This is a genomic window from Gardnerella bivia (assembly GCF_049262715.1).
GTDB lineage: Bacteria > Actinomycetota > Actinomycetes > Actinomycetales > Bifidobacteriaceae > Bifidobacterium > Bifidobacterium vaginale_A.
Genome location: NZ_CP058399.1, coordinates 1,295,905 through 1,311,384, shown reverse-complemented (window position 1 = coordinate 1,311,384; position 15,480 = coordinate 1,295,905). Strand labels below are relative to the sequence as shown.

Here is a 15,480-nt window from a genome sequence, read left to right as displayed (position 1 = left end):
TTCAGCCCCTTATGATTTAACTTTTGTGTAAGTCTTTTCGCAAATACGCTATTTTAAATTCTTATTTTTTGTTTTTGCTCAAATTTTGCTGTTTCTTTTGCTTTTTCTTTTGCTGTTTCTATCGTTACTAGACCAACTTTCAAGTAGTATAAGAACCCAATGAGCTGCTTGTTCAACGCTTGTTTGTTGAGCTTGATTATTTATATTCCTATCTGCAAATTCGCATGGATAAAGAGCTGTAATAGTTTGACGTAATTTATCTGCACCAATTTTATTATTCCACTTATTACGTAAAGAACTTAATTCTTTTAGAGTAAATGTAGTTATATCTTTACCAGTTAGTAAAGATACGTATTTTCTTGCTATTGATGCGAGTTTTGCGCAAGCTTCGTCATGAGAAATAAGGTTATTGTTATAGTCATCAACAATAGAATCTATACTTTTTCTCCATTGACTTTTATTAGAGTCGACTTTATGAGATGGTGAGGAAGAATCGACTAATTTTGCAATTTTTTTAGTTCTAAAAGATAAATAAAATATGCAAATTGAAAAACAAATTGTAATTGCAATAATACAAATAACGATTGCGTAGAGCATATGATTATCAAGATGTGGCTGAATATTGGATAAATTCATTGCAACACCTTTCTAGACATAGTTTTAAATGCATCACGAAGCATAGATTCGCTTGAATCAGCGTGAATGATGCTAGCGCTCATATTTGTGATTGTTTCATCAAGAAGATTTAGTGTAGAAGAACGTCTTGAATCAATTTCTTTTTTGATCGTGTCTTCCATTAGAAAAGCTGGTATTTGTCGTAAAGTAATACCGTCAAAAATCTGTGATTTCAAAGAAGAGTCGCAAGAATTTATAGTGTTAATAGATACAACGATTAGCTTGTGCTTAAAAATGATTTCTTGCAACTCATCCAATTTAGAAGAAGAAAACATTTCGCTATTTGCAATAAGAACTATAAGATCGTTTTTAGATTGAATATTTCTTATAAAATCCAATATTGAATCAATATTTTTACTGTTACAACGAAACTTTAACAATGATGTATCAATAATTCGTTCGCAATCTGGCATATTTGACACTTCAGGCATTTGTTTTACGCAATCGCCATCAGCCATAACTAATTTTACTGTATCATTACGTTTCATGCTTAATGAAGCGAATAAGCATATTGCATTAGCTGCGACTTCATATGCGTATTCTCCAGATTTACAGGAAGAGTTCATCGAGATACTTGCATCGCAAATAATCCACGTAGAAGATGCAATCAAACGCTCGCGTGCGCAAACCATAGGTTGACCAACTCTAGCGCTTGCAGACCAATTCATCATACGAGCTTCATCGCCAGGCTGCCATTGATGAATATCGACAATATCACCATTTCCATAGCGTGCTCTGGATGAATGCTCGCCTTCTAATAATCCTAATGTTGTGCGAGCAGATGGGAGAGTCATCTTATAATCAAGAATCTCTATTTTTTTGCGAACAAGACGAGATTTCTTAGATAAATAAATACGATTGTTATTTTGTTTTACGCTAATCAAAGGCATAGTATTTCTGATTTTGGGATCGTTATTCGCATTACGATTCACAAATGAATCGATCATGGTACAGGAACCGTTTCAACAATCGCATCAATGATTTGATCGCTCGTAATAGAATTAGCTAAAGCTTCAAAAGTTAGAAGAATGCGATGACGTAAAACTTCATGAGCAAACTTTTTAACATCTTCAGGTATGACGTAATCTCGACCAGAAATAAGAGCGTGAGCTTGAGCAATACGAACCAATGCAATAGACGCACGAGGGCTTGCTCCGATTCTAACTAGTGAAGGAAGTGTTGATAATGGGTTTGATCCAGCTCCTCTAGTAGTTGCAACTAAATCAACAACGTATTGCATTATTGATTTAGAAACATGAATACTCCTTGAAGATGAACGTAAGAATAATACGTCATTTAAGCTTATTTGTTGCTTCTTTAGCGATTCTACATTTATGACATCAGATCCACGATCGCTAAGCATATCTAACATCTTAATTTCTTCATCGAAAGTAGGATAAGTTAAGATTGACTTCATCATAAAGCGATCCATTTGCGCTTCAGGAAGATTAAAAGTTCCTTCTTCTTCAATAGGATTTTGTGTAGCTATGACCATAAACGGATTTGGCAGCGCAATTCGTTCTCCTCCAATTGTTGTTGCGTTTTCTGCCATAGCTTCAAGAAGAGCTGATTGAGTTTTAGCGTTAGAACGATTTATTTCATCTAATAAAACAACATTTGCATGTATAGGACCAATTTGAGTAGTAAAACGTTTAGTTGAAAAGTCAAAAACTTGAGTTCCTACTAAATCAGATGGCATTAAATCTGGAGTGCATTGTACTCTTCGAAAAGTTCCAGACATAGCAGTTGCAAGAGTTTGTGCAGCAGTCGTTTTTGCTAATCCAGGTACAGATTCTATAAGAATATGTCCGCCTGCTATAAGCGTTAAAATCAAAGATTCACGAAGAGAATCTTGTCCAACAAGTGTATTCTTAAAGCGAGAGCGCAAAACATTCACAATTTGCTGTGATCTTCTAAGATCTTCTATAGTAACGCCAGATTTTATTGTGGACTTTACATCTGTATTAGATATTTTTATATCATCGCCATTGTTTACATTTAGTGGCGATACTTTTTTACGTGGTTCTGGTGGGAATAATGCCATAATTTCTATGATAACTTATGACATATATGTGTTCTGTATTTTCTGTATGTTACGCATCTTCTGTATGTTCTGTATTTTATATGTTATTTGTGTAAATTTAAATTTTATCTATTTTTGTCAATATTTTCGTCATTCTTCTTACGTTAAAGACCAATCAATAGGAGTTGCGCCAATAGCCATCAATGCTTCATTAGTTCTTGAAAATGGATGCGATCCGAAAAATCCTCGCGATGCAGAAAGAGGACTTGGATGCGCAGATTCAATCAGAGTTGCATGAGTAAGTAGTGGAGCAAGGCTTTGAGCGTTTCTTCCCCATAATATTGCAACCAAAGGTAAATAATTACCGTTTTCGTCAACTCTATTATTTAGAACTTTAACAGCTTCCTCTGTAATTTCTTCCCATCCTTTTCCTTGATGACTATTAGGTAAACCTGCTTCAACAGTAAGACATCTGTTAAGAAGCATGACGCCTTGTTTAGTCCAAGGAGTCAAATCTCCATTTGTAGGCATTGGAACATGAACATCATTAACTAATTCCTTATAAATATTTATTAAACTTTTAGGTAACGGATGCACATTTTTTTCTGTACTAAAACTCAATCCAACAGGATGACCTGGAGTAGGGTATGGGTCTTGACCTACTATAAGAACTTTTATGCTATTAAGAGGAATAGTAAATGCTCGCAAAATATTATGCGCATCTGGAAGAATATGATGTCCTTGTCTAATTTGCGCTCGCAAAAAATCACCCATAGCGCGAATGCATGTCTCTTTTGATTTCATGCTTAAAGCCCAGTTAGTTTCCATAAGTTCGTCTAAAGGTTTTATTTTTGTAACACTCATACGAACACTCTATGACAAAATTGTCAAAACGCTAAATATTCTACTTAAAATTCTTTATTAAATTTATTTGGGAGCGCCATTATGTAATATAGGTTCATATTGTTGTGAATATATTTCTTGGAGGGATGCCATTATGGCACGAAAAAGCCAGAATTACGCGTCATACACACCAGATGCTTTTGATGAGCCACCAGAAGGTCCTGTAGGAGTACATCGCGGTAATCGCGCTTGGTATGCAGTCTTGTTCCCTTACTTCTTGGTACTTGTTATCGCTGTTGTATTTGGCTTAGGTGTGTGGGCATCTGTTTCAGGAAATCTTTCTCATATGATCTCATCTTTTGATTCAAGTCAAACACATACATCTGCAAGTAAGAATACTACTGATACTTCAAACAAGAGTAATAGTGATTCTGCAAGTAAAGATGATAGTGATGATGATTTTGGCGCAGGTAATTCTTCTACAGATAAAGATTCAAAGGATTCAAAAGATTCTAAAGATAGTAAGTCTTCTTCAGATTCTAAAGACGGTAAGAATGATTCTAACTCGTCAAATGATTCTGCACCTCAAGCATCTGTAAACAAGAATGTAGCTGTAAAAGTTGTTAATGCAACAAAAATAAATGGATATGCAGCATCTAATGCGTCTAAGCTCAAGCAAGCAGGATATGCAAATGTGACTTCATCAAATCCTTCTGGAAGTGTTCCAAGTAACTCTGTTGTTTGGTATAAAAACGATGAAGATAAAGCTAGTGCAGAAGATATTGCAAAGATTTTAGGAATTAGTTCTGTAGAATCAGAGCAAGGTATTAAATCTCCTATAGTTGTTGTTCTTTGCAAATAATTTTAACGTGCGCATTTTTGTGTGCATATTTTTAGAGTAGTTATTTTTAAGTATTGAGCGTCGAATAAAATCGGCGCTCAAATTATTTGTAATGTAAAAAATAATTTTATTACTTTTAAAAATTGCCAAGAAATGTAATTTATTGGAAGAATCGCCTAAATAAGTGTATTTATGAAGAATTTTTTCATAAAAGTTGGCACTCATGCCTCGAGAGTGCTAATCTTCAGATTAGCACTTAAAGGTTGTGAGTGATAACTAACAGCTGACGATTAGATATCCCACGCTATAAGTGAGTATTCAATAGTAAAGATCTGGAGGAATTATGGCAAAGATTATTGCCTACCAAGAAGACGCCCGTCAAGGTATGCTCGCCGGTTTGGATAAGCTTGCAGACACTGTGAAAGTTACACTTGGACCAAAGGGTCGTAATGTTGTTTTAGATAAGACTTACGGCGCTCCAACTATTACAAATGATGGCGTTTCAATCGCTAAAGAAATCGATCTTGAAGATCCTTATGAGCGTATCGGTGCTGAATTAGTAAAAGAAGTAGCAAAGAAGACTGATGATGTCGCAGGCGATGGCACTACTACAGCAACAGTATTGGCTCAATCTTTAGTTCATGAAGGATTGAAGAATGTTGTTGCAGGTAGCAATCCTATTGCTTTGCGCAGAGGTATTGAAAAAGCATCTGAAGCAATTGTTAAAGAATTGTTAGCATCTGCTAAGGATGTTGAAACCAAGGAACAAATTGCTGCAACTGCTACTATTTCTGCAGCAGATCCTGAGGTTGGCGAAAAGATTGCTGAAGCTTTGGATAAAGTTGGACAAGATGGTGTTGTTACTGTTGAGGACAACAATAAGTTTGGTCTTGATTTGGAATTCACTGAGGGCATGCGTTTTGATAAGGGTTATATTTCCCCTTACTTCGTCACTAACGCAGAAGATCAAACTGCTGTTCTTGAAGATCCATACATTTTGCTTACATCTGGTAAAGTTTCAAGCCAGCAAGATATTGTTCATGTTGCGGAACTTGTTATGAAGTCAGGTAAGCCATTGCTCATCATTGCAGAAGATGTTGATGGCGAAGCATTACCAACACTCGTGCTAAACAAGATTCGTGGAACTTTCAATACTGTAGCTGTTAAAGCTCCAGGATTTGGTGATCGCCGTAAAGCTATGTTGCAAGATATGGCTATTTTGACTGGTGCTCAGGTTGTTTCTGATGACCTTGGCTTGAAGCTTGATTCTATTGACGCTTCAGTATTCGGTCATGCAGCTAAAGTGATCGTTTCTAAGGATGAAACCACTATCGTTTCTGGTGCTGGTTCTAAGGAAGATGTTGAAGCTCGCGTAGCTCAGATTCGTGGCGAAATTGAGAATACTGATTCTGATTACGATCGCGAAAAGTTGCAAGAACGTCTTGCTAAGCTTGCTGGCGGCGTTGCTGTTATTAAGGTTGGCGCTGCTACTGAAGTTGAAGCTAAAGAACGCAAGCATCGCATCGAAGATGCAGTTCGTAATGCTAAAGCTGCTATTGAAGAAGGCTTGTTGCCTGGCGGCGGCGTAGCTCTTGTACAAGCTGCTGCAAAGATTGAGAAGACTTCTGAGATTACAAGCCTTAAAGGTGAAGAAGCAACTGGCGCTGCGATTGTGTTCCGTGCTGTTGAAGCTCCAATTAAGCAAATTGCACAAAATAGCGGCGTTTCTGGAGATGTAGTACTTAACAAAGTACGTGAACTTCCAGAAGGTCAAGGTTTCAATGCTGCAACAAATACTTATGAAGATTTGATGGCTGCTGGCGTTACTGATCCAGTTAAAGTAACTCGTTCTGCTCTTCAGAATGCTGCTTCTATTGCTGGCTTGTTCTTAACTACTGAAGCTGTAGTTGCAAATAAGCCAGAAAAGCCAGCTGCTGCACCACAAGCCGGCGCTGACATGGGCTATTAAAAAAAATAGAAAGTAGTATTGAAAATAATAGAGTATAACTTATTCTTAAAGTTTTAATCTATTCTATTAAATGACGACACTAGAGTATTTGGTTTTTAATCAAATTATTCTAGTGCCGTCATTTATTCTTATTTAATTCTATAAATGTTATTCAAATTTATTTAGCTTATTTAATTTATTTAGTTTATTTAGTTTATTTAATGCAAAATTTTATATATAGCTATATTTAGCATTTTATTCGTAACAGTTTATTTAATTTTTAACAGGTTATTTAATTTTATGTTTTCACATCTTTTAATATGTTTTTCAATTAAATCTTTTCTTAGTTATGGAATAATGCTGCAGCTTGAGTTTCAGCATCAAGATAAACATTAGATGCTTGTTGCATTGCAAGTTGAATTGCTTGCAATGATTGTTCCATTTGTTGTTGAGCAGCTCTCCATTGTTGAGCAGTAGAAGCAAATTGAACAGATGCAGGACCAGTCCAAACGCTTTGCAATTGTTGCAAATTAGCGTACATTCCATTCACAGCATCACGAATTGCATTGATTGATGCGCCAACAGCAGACGCAGATTGCGCTAAAGATTCGCAATCAACTTGAAAATGTGCCATTTTACCCCCAATATTATGTATTTTTGTTTTAGTCCGTGTAAATATTCTTATAAACTTTTAATATCTGTACATGGCGTATTCACACGGTATTATGAAATATATGGCATATTTGGAAAAAATCATAATGTTTTTCTCCATTGTGGTCAGAAGTTTTCTAATGAGAAAAATCTATGCGAACGTATTTTAGGTGGGTTAAATTATGTGGATGAAAAAGAAGAAAATTTCATGCAATTCGCTTGCTTTTGTAATAATAGCTGTGTTTGCATGTGTTTTTTTAATTTCTTCTTGTAATTTTTCATGTTCTGCACCTAATGCATTTGCACAAGAAGTAACGAAATCTAAACATTCATCAAATAATATTATTGCTACTGATTCAATAACTGATACAGAAAATTTGTTAGGCGATAGTGTAAATCGTGTTTCAGATGCAATTGATCAAACTAAAAAGCAAACAGGCGTTTCTGTTCGATTGCTATATATATCTACATTTGGAAACACTAATGACCCTTCTAAATGGGCAAGCGAATTACTTACAAGTACAAATCCTGCTCCTAATACTTTGCTATTAGCTGTTGCAAGTCAAGATGGAAGATTAGTTGTAGCAGTATCGTCTAACTCAGATGAATGGCTTAAACGCAAATCAACAGTAGACGCAATATCTGATGCTGCGTCAAAAGCTTTAATGGATCCTTCAAATCCTAAATGGGCTGAGTCTGCTTTAGCTATGATGAAGCAAATAAATATGTCTAAGAAAACTTCAACAACAACTTTCACAAGTATTGTTTCAACTATTGTTATGATTGCAATACTTATTGCAATAGCTATTGTTGTTACGCTAATTCTTGTTCATAAAAATAAAGTTATCAAAGAATTGGCATCTGGAAAACGTAAACCTAGAAGAAGACATGCGAAGTAACGAATAATATAAAATTATCGTTTAACTTTAATTTTTATTATATTTTTTATTATTTTAATTTAATATAAATAGAATTATACGTATTTAAGTTGTGGATAATTGTGTTTTCTATTATGCTTGTCTTTCAGAAATATTCGAGAAACATTTTAAATAAGTAAAGCTTGAAATTATGAGTAAGAATGTAGAAGCATCTATTGTTGTTGTCGATGACGAACCTTCGATTCGTGAACTTCTTGTAGCATCATTGCATTTCTCTGGTTTTGATGTAAGCACAGCTGCATCAGGCTCTGAAGCAGTTAAAGTTATTGAACAAGTTAAACCTGATCTTATTGTTATGGACGTTATGCTACCAGACATTGATGGTTTTACTGTAACACGTAGAATTAGGCAGAATGGAATTACAGTTCCAGTGCTATTCCTTACTGCTAGAGATGATATGCAAGATAAGATTATGGGATTAACAGTTGGCGGTGACGATTATGTTACGAAGCCATTTAGTCTTGAAGAAGTAGTTGCTCGCATTCGCGCTATTTTGCGAAGAACAAATAATCATGAAGAAGATAATAAACATATTTTGCGTGTAGCAGATTTGGAAATAGATGAGGATTCTCATGATGTTTCTAGAGCTGGAACTCCTATTGAATTAAGTCCTACAGAATATAAGCTTTTACACTATCTAATGGAAAATGAAGGACGAGTTCTTTCAAAGAATCAAATTCTTAATCACGTATGGCAATACGATTGGGGCGGTGACGCTGCAATCGTTGAATCATATATTTCATATTTGCGAAAGAAGATTGACGGCATTGAAGCTGAAGACATATCTGGCAATCTCACTAAAGTAGTTCCGCTCATTGAAACAAAGCGCGGTATTGGATATATGATTCGAGAGCCTAAAGCAGCTTAAAACTAAAACAAATCAGCGCAAAAGAATATTATTTAGATTCTCTTTATATAATCTATAATTTCAACTAGTGAATGTTATGCATTGCATTGATGCGATTATGTTGGTTTGTTGTACGAAAAATTGAGGTGTGTATCTATGGAAGTTAAAAATTCAAAAAATCCACATGATTCAAACGAGCCTCCTAATGAGCCTTCTAATGAATCTTCTCATGAGCTTTCATTAGAATCCGCAAATGTAAGTAAATCTTCTAAGAAAACAATAAAATCTGAATCTGCACGCAATAATGAAATCTCAAAACAGATTGTTCAATATTCATCTGCTACAAATAAATCTCAAGATAATAAAAAGTCTGGATTCATCACTCGATTTATACGCAAACATGTAGATTCAATTCCTTTGAGTACTAAGTTAGTAGCATGCACTTTAGTTGTTCTTACTGTAGCTGCTTTTTGTATATCTCTGTCTATTCGTCAGCTTGTAGGAAATTATCTACTAGAAAAAACAGATGCTCAGCTTACTGATCAAGCACAACTTGTTTATGACAATATTGATTTCTTACGTAGTAGAGATGCAAGACAATCAACTGTTGGTCCTAATGATTACTTTCTACAAGTTCGAGATATAAACAATAGGATTCTTGCAACTCCTCTTGTTCCACCATTAAAAGGTAACGTAACTTCAGTTCCTACTCTTCCTGAAGACGGTAGCTTAGGTAATGTTTCGCCGAATAAACCTTTTACTACTCCTGCGCAAGTACATGGAAATTTAAGCAACATCGATGACGCAACTGCAAAAATAGCTTCAGCTCCATGGCGCGTGCTTGTTCTTACTTGGGGTCAAAAAAATAGAGATAACTCATCTAGTGTTAATACTCAAGGTTATGTGTATATAGCTCTATCTTTAAGTGATCAATTAGATACGATCAATACTCTTACACAATATTGCCTTATGGTGAGCATTGCTGTTATTTTATTCGGAATATTTATTTCAATACTAATAATTCAATCAACTCTTATACCATTAAAAAGAATTGAAAAAACTGCTTCAAAAATTGCGTCAGGTGATTTAAGTAAACGTGTACAGTCAGCTCCAGAAAATACAGAAATAGGCTCTCTTGCAGCATCACTGAACTCTATGCTTTCTCGTATTGAAAGAAGCTTTAATGAGCAAGAGCTTATGACGGAGAAGATGAAGAGATTTGTTTCAGATGCTAGCCATGAATTACGCACTCCTTTAGCAATTATCCATGGCTATGTAGAGCTTTATGAAATGTGGAGGAAGATTCCAGGTTCTGAAGATAAAGTAGATGATGCTATATCACACATTAAGTCTTCTACTGAAAGAATGACAGAACTTGTAGAAGACTTATTGTCGTTAGCGCGATTAGACGAGGGAAGAGGTATTGATATATCTCAAAATGTTAATCTTTCTTCTATTGTAAGCGATGCAGCAAATGATTTGCATGCTTTAGATCCTGTTCGAATTGTGCAATTAGGTAATCTAACTCTTCCAGATGATTGGAAAACTAGAGATTCAAATACTGGTCAATGTGAGCATAAGCTTATTTTTAAGCCTGGCAATATGCCAAAAGTCGTACTTTTAGCTGATGGTGCTCGCCTAAGACAAGTTATGACGAATATTGTAGGTAATATTCATCGTTATACTCCTATCGATTCGCCTGTCGAAGTAGGAATAAGCATAATGAAGGCTTCAATTGAACCTGAAAAAGTAGCTAATATGGATTCTGTATCTAAATCTCTAAAAGAATTCTTAGAGGCAATAGAAGTGAGCCAGACAACTGGAAGCGGTATACCTTATGCTGTTATTAGAGTTATAGACCATGGTAAAGGTGTTCCTGAAGAATCATTGCCTCATATTTTTGAGAGATTCTATAGTGCTGATCCTTCTAGAGCAAGAGAAAAAGGTGGAACAGGCTTAGGAATGGCTATAGTGCAATCTGTAGTAAAAGCTCATAATGGATTTATTTGCGCGACTACATCTGCTCCAGGAATTTCGCCTACTGCTAAAAGTGGAGCAGTGGACACGAGTGACACAAATATTGATGATACAATGAATGGCACTGCTAAATTAGATTTATCTGGTGCTCATGGATTAACTCTTACTATTGTGTTACCCATACAAACTTTAGAAGAAAACTAATAAATTTATTATTGTGCGTGCTCATAATTTTATGATGCGCTACAATAGAACAAGTGTGTATAATCTTACAGATATGTACATGAACTTTTTCATTGATTGATTTATTGATTGAGTGAGGTGTGTTATGCCCAATGGGCGTATTCGTTGGTACGATGCAAAAAAGGGCTACGGCTTTATTGCAGATGACGATGGCAAAGATGTTTTCTTGCCTTCTGCAGCTGTGCCAGATGATGTTAAGAATCTACGTAAGGGAACTCGAGTTGAGTTTTCAGTAGTTGAAGGTCGTAAAGGACCTCAAGCAATGGGCTTAACTGTATTAGCATCTGCGCCATCATTAGTAAAAGCAACACGCCCTAAAGCAGAAGATATGGCAGCTATTGTAGAAGATCTTATTAAGCTTCTCGATTCTGCAAGTAATGGCTTACGTAGAAAGCATTACCCTTCAACTGCGGAAAGTAAGAAACTTGCTACATTACTAAGAGCTGTAGCAGACAATTTTGACGTTCAGGATTAGTTTATGTCGGTTGACGTTTTGGATCCTAAAGAGTTGGCTTATAAAGTTGCACTTGAATCTTCAGAGTGTGCAAATGCTGTTGGGAATTTTGTAAGCGCTATAGATTTGGGCGATAATGTTACTGATTTTCGCTTTGAAAGTACTATGCGCGGTTACGAAGGTTGGCAATGGTCTGTTACTTTGTATCACGATGAGGAATTAGATAAATGGACTGTGAATGAGTCAACTCTTATTCCTACAGATGATTCACTTTTGCCGCCTAAATGGATTCCATGGAAAGATAGATTACAGCCATCTGATTTATCTGTTACAGATTCAATTGGAACACCTGAAGATGATTCTCGTCTTGAAAATGGCTTATCGATAGAAGATATTGAATCTAACGATGAGTTTAAAAGAGAATACAATATTGAAAGTAAATCTGAAAATGATTCAGATAATAGCAATATTTCAAGTATTGATAGTAATTGCGAAAACGTAGAGAGTCGTGGAGTCAATTCTGAAGATAATGCTGAAGATAATCATAGTGATGAATCTTCTAGTGAGAATAGTGAATCTTCTGAAAATAGCGGCAGTGAAAATATCGATAATAGTGAAAACTCTAATGCTTGTGAAAAAAGTGTTACTTCATTAGAAGATATAGAAGACGCAATAAAAACTTTCCATCTTTCTAGACGAAAAGTTATGACTCCTGAAGCAATAGCGCAAACAGCTAAACGATGGTATTCAGGTCAGCACGGTCCGAAGTCATTATCTACTAGAATTGCAGACGGTAGCGCATGCTCTACATGTGGATTTATGATTCCTCTTGCAGGAGCATTAGGAAATATGTTTGGTGTTTGTGCAAATGCATGGAGTCCTGACGATGGCAAAGTAGTTGCTCTTAATCACGGGTGTGGCGAACACTCAGATATAGAACCTCCTGAACCGTCTCAGCTTTGGATTCAATCTGATCCTGCTTATGACGACTACCATATTGATGTTATTGAGCAATCTGAACGAGAAGAACGTGCAGACGTAGAGTTAATAGAAGAAGCTATTGAAGATAGTAAGGAAAATAAACGCATAAGACGTAAAACATCATCAAAACATTGATGATACGATGATAATCATTGTTAAAACGTCAATATAAAAAGTCATCTTACTCATACAAAACTGTAAAATGTTAATAATGAGTCATGGCAAGTCGTTACGATAGAACGAACGATAACAACGAAAGGCAATTATGTTTGAAAGGTTCACTGACCGCGCTAGACGCGTAATTGTGTTAGCGCAAGAAGAAGCTCGCGCACTTCAGCATAATTACATTGGTACTGAACATATTTTACTCGGGCTTATTCGCGAAGGCGAAGGAATCGCAGCTAAAGCTTTAAGTGCTAAAGGCGTAGAGTTAGATAGTACTCGTAAACAGGTTGAAGAAATGATTGGCAAGGGTACAGTATCCCCGAATGGCCATATACCTTTCACTCCTCATGCTAAACAAGTATTAGAATTAAGTTTACGAGAAGCTTTGCAATTAGGTCATAGCTATATTGGCACTGAACATATTTTACTCGGGCTTATTCGCGAAGGCGAAGGAATAGGAACTCAAGTTCTTATTAAGATGGAAGTCGATATCAATGATCTTCGCGGAACATGCATGGACATGATTCGTGGCAATTCTGGCATTCCTTCTGAAAACGATAAAGATTTGGCTAACGCTGGAGGAGTGCAAGATAAAGCAAATCAATCCGGATCCGCATTATTAGATCAATTTGGTAGAAATCTCACAGTTGAAGCTCGCGAATCTAAACTCGATCCTGTTATTGGTCGTTCTAGAGAAATTGAACGTGTTATGGTAGTTCTATCTAGACGAACTAAGAATAATCCAGTTCTTATTGGAGATCCTGGTGTTGGTAAAACAGCAGTTGTAGAAGGTTTAGCGCAAAAAATCGTTGCTGGAGATGTTCCTGAAACTCTAAAAAATAAACAAGTTTATTCACTTGATTTAGGGTCAATGATTGCAGGTTCTAGATACAGAGGCGATTTTGAGGAACGATTGAAAAAAGTTTTGAAAGAAATCAAAACTCGTGGAGATATTGTTCTTTTTATTGATGAAATTCACACTATCGTTGGAGCTGGTTCTGCAGATGGCGCATTAGGCGCATCCGATATGCTAAAGCCTATGCTTGCACGTGGTGAACTTCAAACAATTGGTGCTACTACTACAGATGAATATAGAAAGTACATTGAAAAAGATGCTGCTTTAGAGCGTCGTTTCCAGCCTATTCAGGTTCATGAGCCTACTATTGCTGAAACGATTGAGATTCTTAAAGGTTTGCGGGATCGTTACGAGAATCATCATCATGTGACTATTACTGATAATGCTTTGCAATCTGCAGCAGAAATGTCTGCACGATATATTCAAGATCGTCATCTACCAGATAAAGCTATTGATCTTATCGATGAAGCTGGAGCACGTTTGCGTATTAAGCGTTTAACTGAGCCTCCTGAGTTGAAAGAACTTGATAATAAGATTTCTAAACTTTCTAAAAAGAAAGATGAAGCAATTAAAAATCAAGACTTTGAACATGCTGCTGATTTGCGAGATGAGCAAGAAAAGCTTGAAGAAGATCGAAAGTCTAAAGAAAAAGCTTGGCGTGAAGGTGAATCACGCGTGAATATGGTTGTTGATGAAGATGTTATTGCATCTGTTGTATCTAGTACAACTGGTATTCCTGTTGTTAAGTTGACTCAAGCTGAATCTAAGAAACTGCTTAATATGGAAGATGAACTTCATAAGCGTATTATTGGACAAGACGAAGCGATTTCTGCATTATCACGATCTATTAGACGTGCTCGAGTTGGATTGAAAGATCCTCAACGACCAGCTGGTTCGTTTATTTTTGCAGGTCCTACTGGTGTTGGCAAAACTGAATTGGCTAAAACTTTAGCACAGTTCTTGTTTGATGATGAGAATGCTTTAATTCGTGTTGATATGTCTGAATTTGCTGAAAAGTACGCAGCTTCACGTCTTTTCGGTGCTCCTCCAGGATACGTAGGATACGAAGAAGGTGGAGAATTAACTGAAAAAGTTCGTAGGAAGCCGTTCTCAGTAGTACTTTTTGATGAGATTGAAAAAGCTCATCCGGATATTTTCAATACTTTGTTACAAGTATTAGACGATGGTCATTTAACTGATGGACAAGGTCGTAAAGTAGATTTCAAAAATACGATTATTATCCTAACAACAAATCTCGGTACTAGAGATATTGCTAAAGCTGCTACAACTGGCTTTACTTTGGGCAATAACGATGATTCTACATATCAACGTATGAAGCTTCAGGTTAATTCTGAGTTGAAGAAACACTTCCGTCCAGAGTTTCTTAATCGCTTGGACGATACTATTGTATTCCGTCAGCTTACAGAATCTGAAGTGCGACAAATTGTTGATTTGGATTTGAATAATCTCAATGATAGATTATTCGATCATCATATGTCGATTGAACTTACTGATAACGCTAAAACTTTGCTTACACAAAAAGGATTTGATCCGCTTTTAGGTGCTCGTCCTTTGCGTAGAGTTATTCAAAGAGAAATTGAAGATTCAATTTCCGAACAGATTCTTCGCGGAAATCTTGTTGATGGCGAGCGCATTATGGTTGATTCTGAAGGTGAAGGATTGCTGGGGGAGTTTACTCTTAAAGGAGTGCCTTTCAGCGACGATGAGTCTAAGCTTGATGATGTGAAGAAGGATTGTGATATTCACTCTAATGATTCTTCGAGTGAACTTGATGATTCTAGTGAGTCTAGTGGCGAAACGCATCCAGAATCTTATAGTAATGAGGATTCTTCTACTGATAAATCAAACGATTAAATAAATAAATTCATTTAATTAAAAATTTAAGATAACTCTTTATTCATCCAATTTCGATGTAAAGAGTTATCTTTTATTTTTTTATTTATATATAGTACGAGTTATTATAAAATTAACGCGAGGGCCTCGCAGCTGTCGTTTACGTCAGATTGTTAGTCGAGGG

The 15,480-nt window shown here is 36.0% G+C and carries 13 protein-coding genes; 8 read left to right on the top strand and 5 right to left on the bottom strand.

What is annotated here, in order from left to right:
• Nucleotides 1–78: 78 nt before the first annotated feature.
• The 4 genes from HXT27_RS05195 to HXT27_RS05180 form a co-directional block, all read right to left on the bottom strand.
• Nucleotides 79–636 (bottom strand): hypothetical protein, encoded by a 558-nt coding sequence (locus HXT27_RS05195; protein WP_103043052.1) that lies wholly within the window; start codon nt 634–636, stop codon nt 79–81.
• Entirely contained in the window at nt 633–1,622 is a 990-nt protein-coding gene (locus tag HXT27_RS05190; protein ID WP_082266217.1) for a DUF58 domain-containing protein, read from the bottom strand. Before HXT27_RS05190 ends, HXT27_RS05195 begins: the two co-directional genes overlap by 4 nt.
• Entirely contained in the window at nt 1,619–2,719 is a 1,101-nt protein-coding gene (locus tag HXT27_RS05185) for an AAA family ATPase (RefSeq protein ID WP_075523135.1), read from the bottom strand. Before HXT27_RS05185 ends, HXT27_RS05190 begins: the two co-directional genes overlap by 4 nt.
• Nucleotides 2,720–2,857: 138 nt before the next feature.
• Nucleotides 2,858–3,562, bottom strand: coding sequence for a uracil-DNA glycosylase (locus HXT27_RS05180; RefSeq protein WP_103043050.1), 705 nt, complete (start codon nt 3,560–3,562; stop codon nt 2,858–2,860).
• Between the two features lie 133 nt (nt 3,563–3,695).
• On the opposite strand from HXT27_RS05180, the gene HXT27_RS05175 reads away from it, so the two are divergent.
• A complete protein-coding gene (locus tag HXT27_RS05175; protein WP_075523137.1) occupies nt 3,696–4,403 on the top strand; it encodes a LytR C-terminal domain-containing protein in 708 nt (235 codons plus the stop codon).
• Nucleotides 4,404–4,725: 322 nt separating this feature from the next.
• Nucleotides 4,726–6,351 carry a chaperonin GroEL gene (gene groL, locus HXT27_RS05170; RefSeq protein ID WP_075523138.1) on the top strand — a complete coding sequence of 542 codons (1,626 nt, stop codon included), beginning with the start codon at nt 4,726–4,728 and terminating at the stop codon, nt 6,349–6,351.
• 322 nt (nt 6,352–6,673) lie between these two features.
• On the opposite strand, the gene HXT27_RS05165 is transcribed toward groL, so the two are convergent.
• Complete coding sequence (locus HXT27_RS05165; protein WP_075523139.1) at nt 6,674–6,964, bottom strand: WXG100 family type VII secretion target; 291 nt, start codon at nt 6,962–6,964, stop codon at nt 6,674–6,676.
• 199 nt (nt 6,965–7,163) lie between these two features.
• Between HXT27_RS05165 and HXT27_RS05160 the strand changes: the two genes are divergently transcribed.
• The 6 genes from HXT27_RS05160 (at nt 7,164) to HXT27_RS05135 (ending at nt 15,317) form a co-directional block, all read left to right on the top strand.
• Complete coding sequence (locus tag HXT27_RS05160; RefSeq protein WP_103043049.1) at nt 7,164–7,880, top strand: TPM domain-containing protein; 717 nt, start codon at nt 7,164–7,166, stop codon at nt 7,878–7,880.
• A 169-nt stretch (nt 7,881–8,049) separates the two neighbouring features.
• Nucleotides 8,050–8,787: a response regulator transcription factor gene (locus HXT27_RS05155; protein WP_075523141.1), complete on the top strand. Its 738-nt coding sequence runs from the start codon at nt 8,050–8,052 to the stop codon at nt 8,785–8,787.
• 135 nt (nt 8,788–8,922) lie between these two features.
• Nucleotides 8,923–10,947, top strand: coding sequence for a sensor histidine kinase (locus tag HXT27_RS05150; protein WP_103043048.1), 2,025 nt, complete (start codon nt 8,923–8,925; stop codon nt 10,945–10,947).
• Between the two features lie 124 nt (nt 10,948–11,071).
• Complete coding sequence (locus HXT27_RS05145; protein WP_075523142.1) at nt 11,072–11,461, top strand: cold-shock protein; 390 nt, start codon at nt 11,072–11,074, stop codon at nt 11,459–11,461.
• A gap of 3 nt (nt 11,462–11,464) precedes the next feature.
• Complete coding sequence (locus HXT27_RS05140; protein ID WP_103043047.1) at nt 11,465–12,556, top strand: DUF3027 domain-containing protein; 1,092 nt, start codon at nt 11,465–11,467, stop codon at nt 12,554–12,556.
• A 130-nt stretch (nt 12,557–12,686) separates the two neighbouring features.
• Entirely contained in the window at nt 12,687–15,317 is a 2,631-nt protein-coding gene (locus tag HXT27_RS05135; RefSeq protein ID WP_103043046.1) for an ATP-dependent Clp protease ATP-binding subunit, read from the top strand.
• Nucleotides 15,318–15,480: the final 163 nt, after the last annotated feature.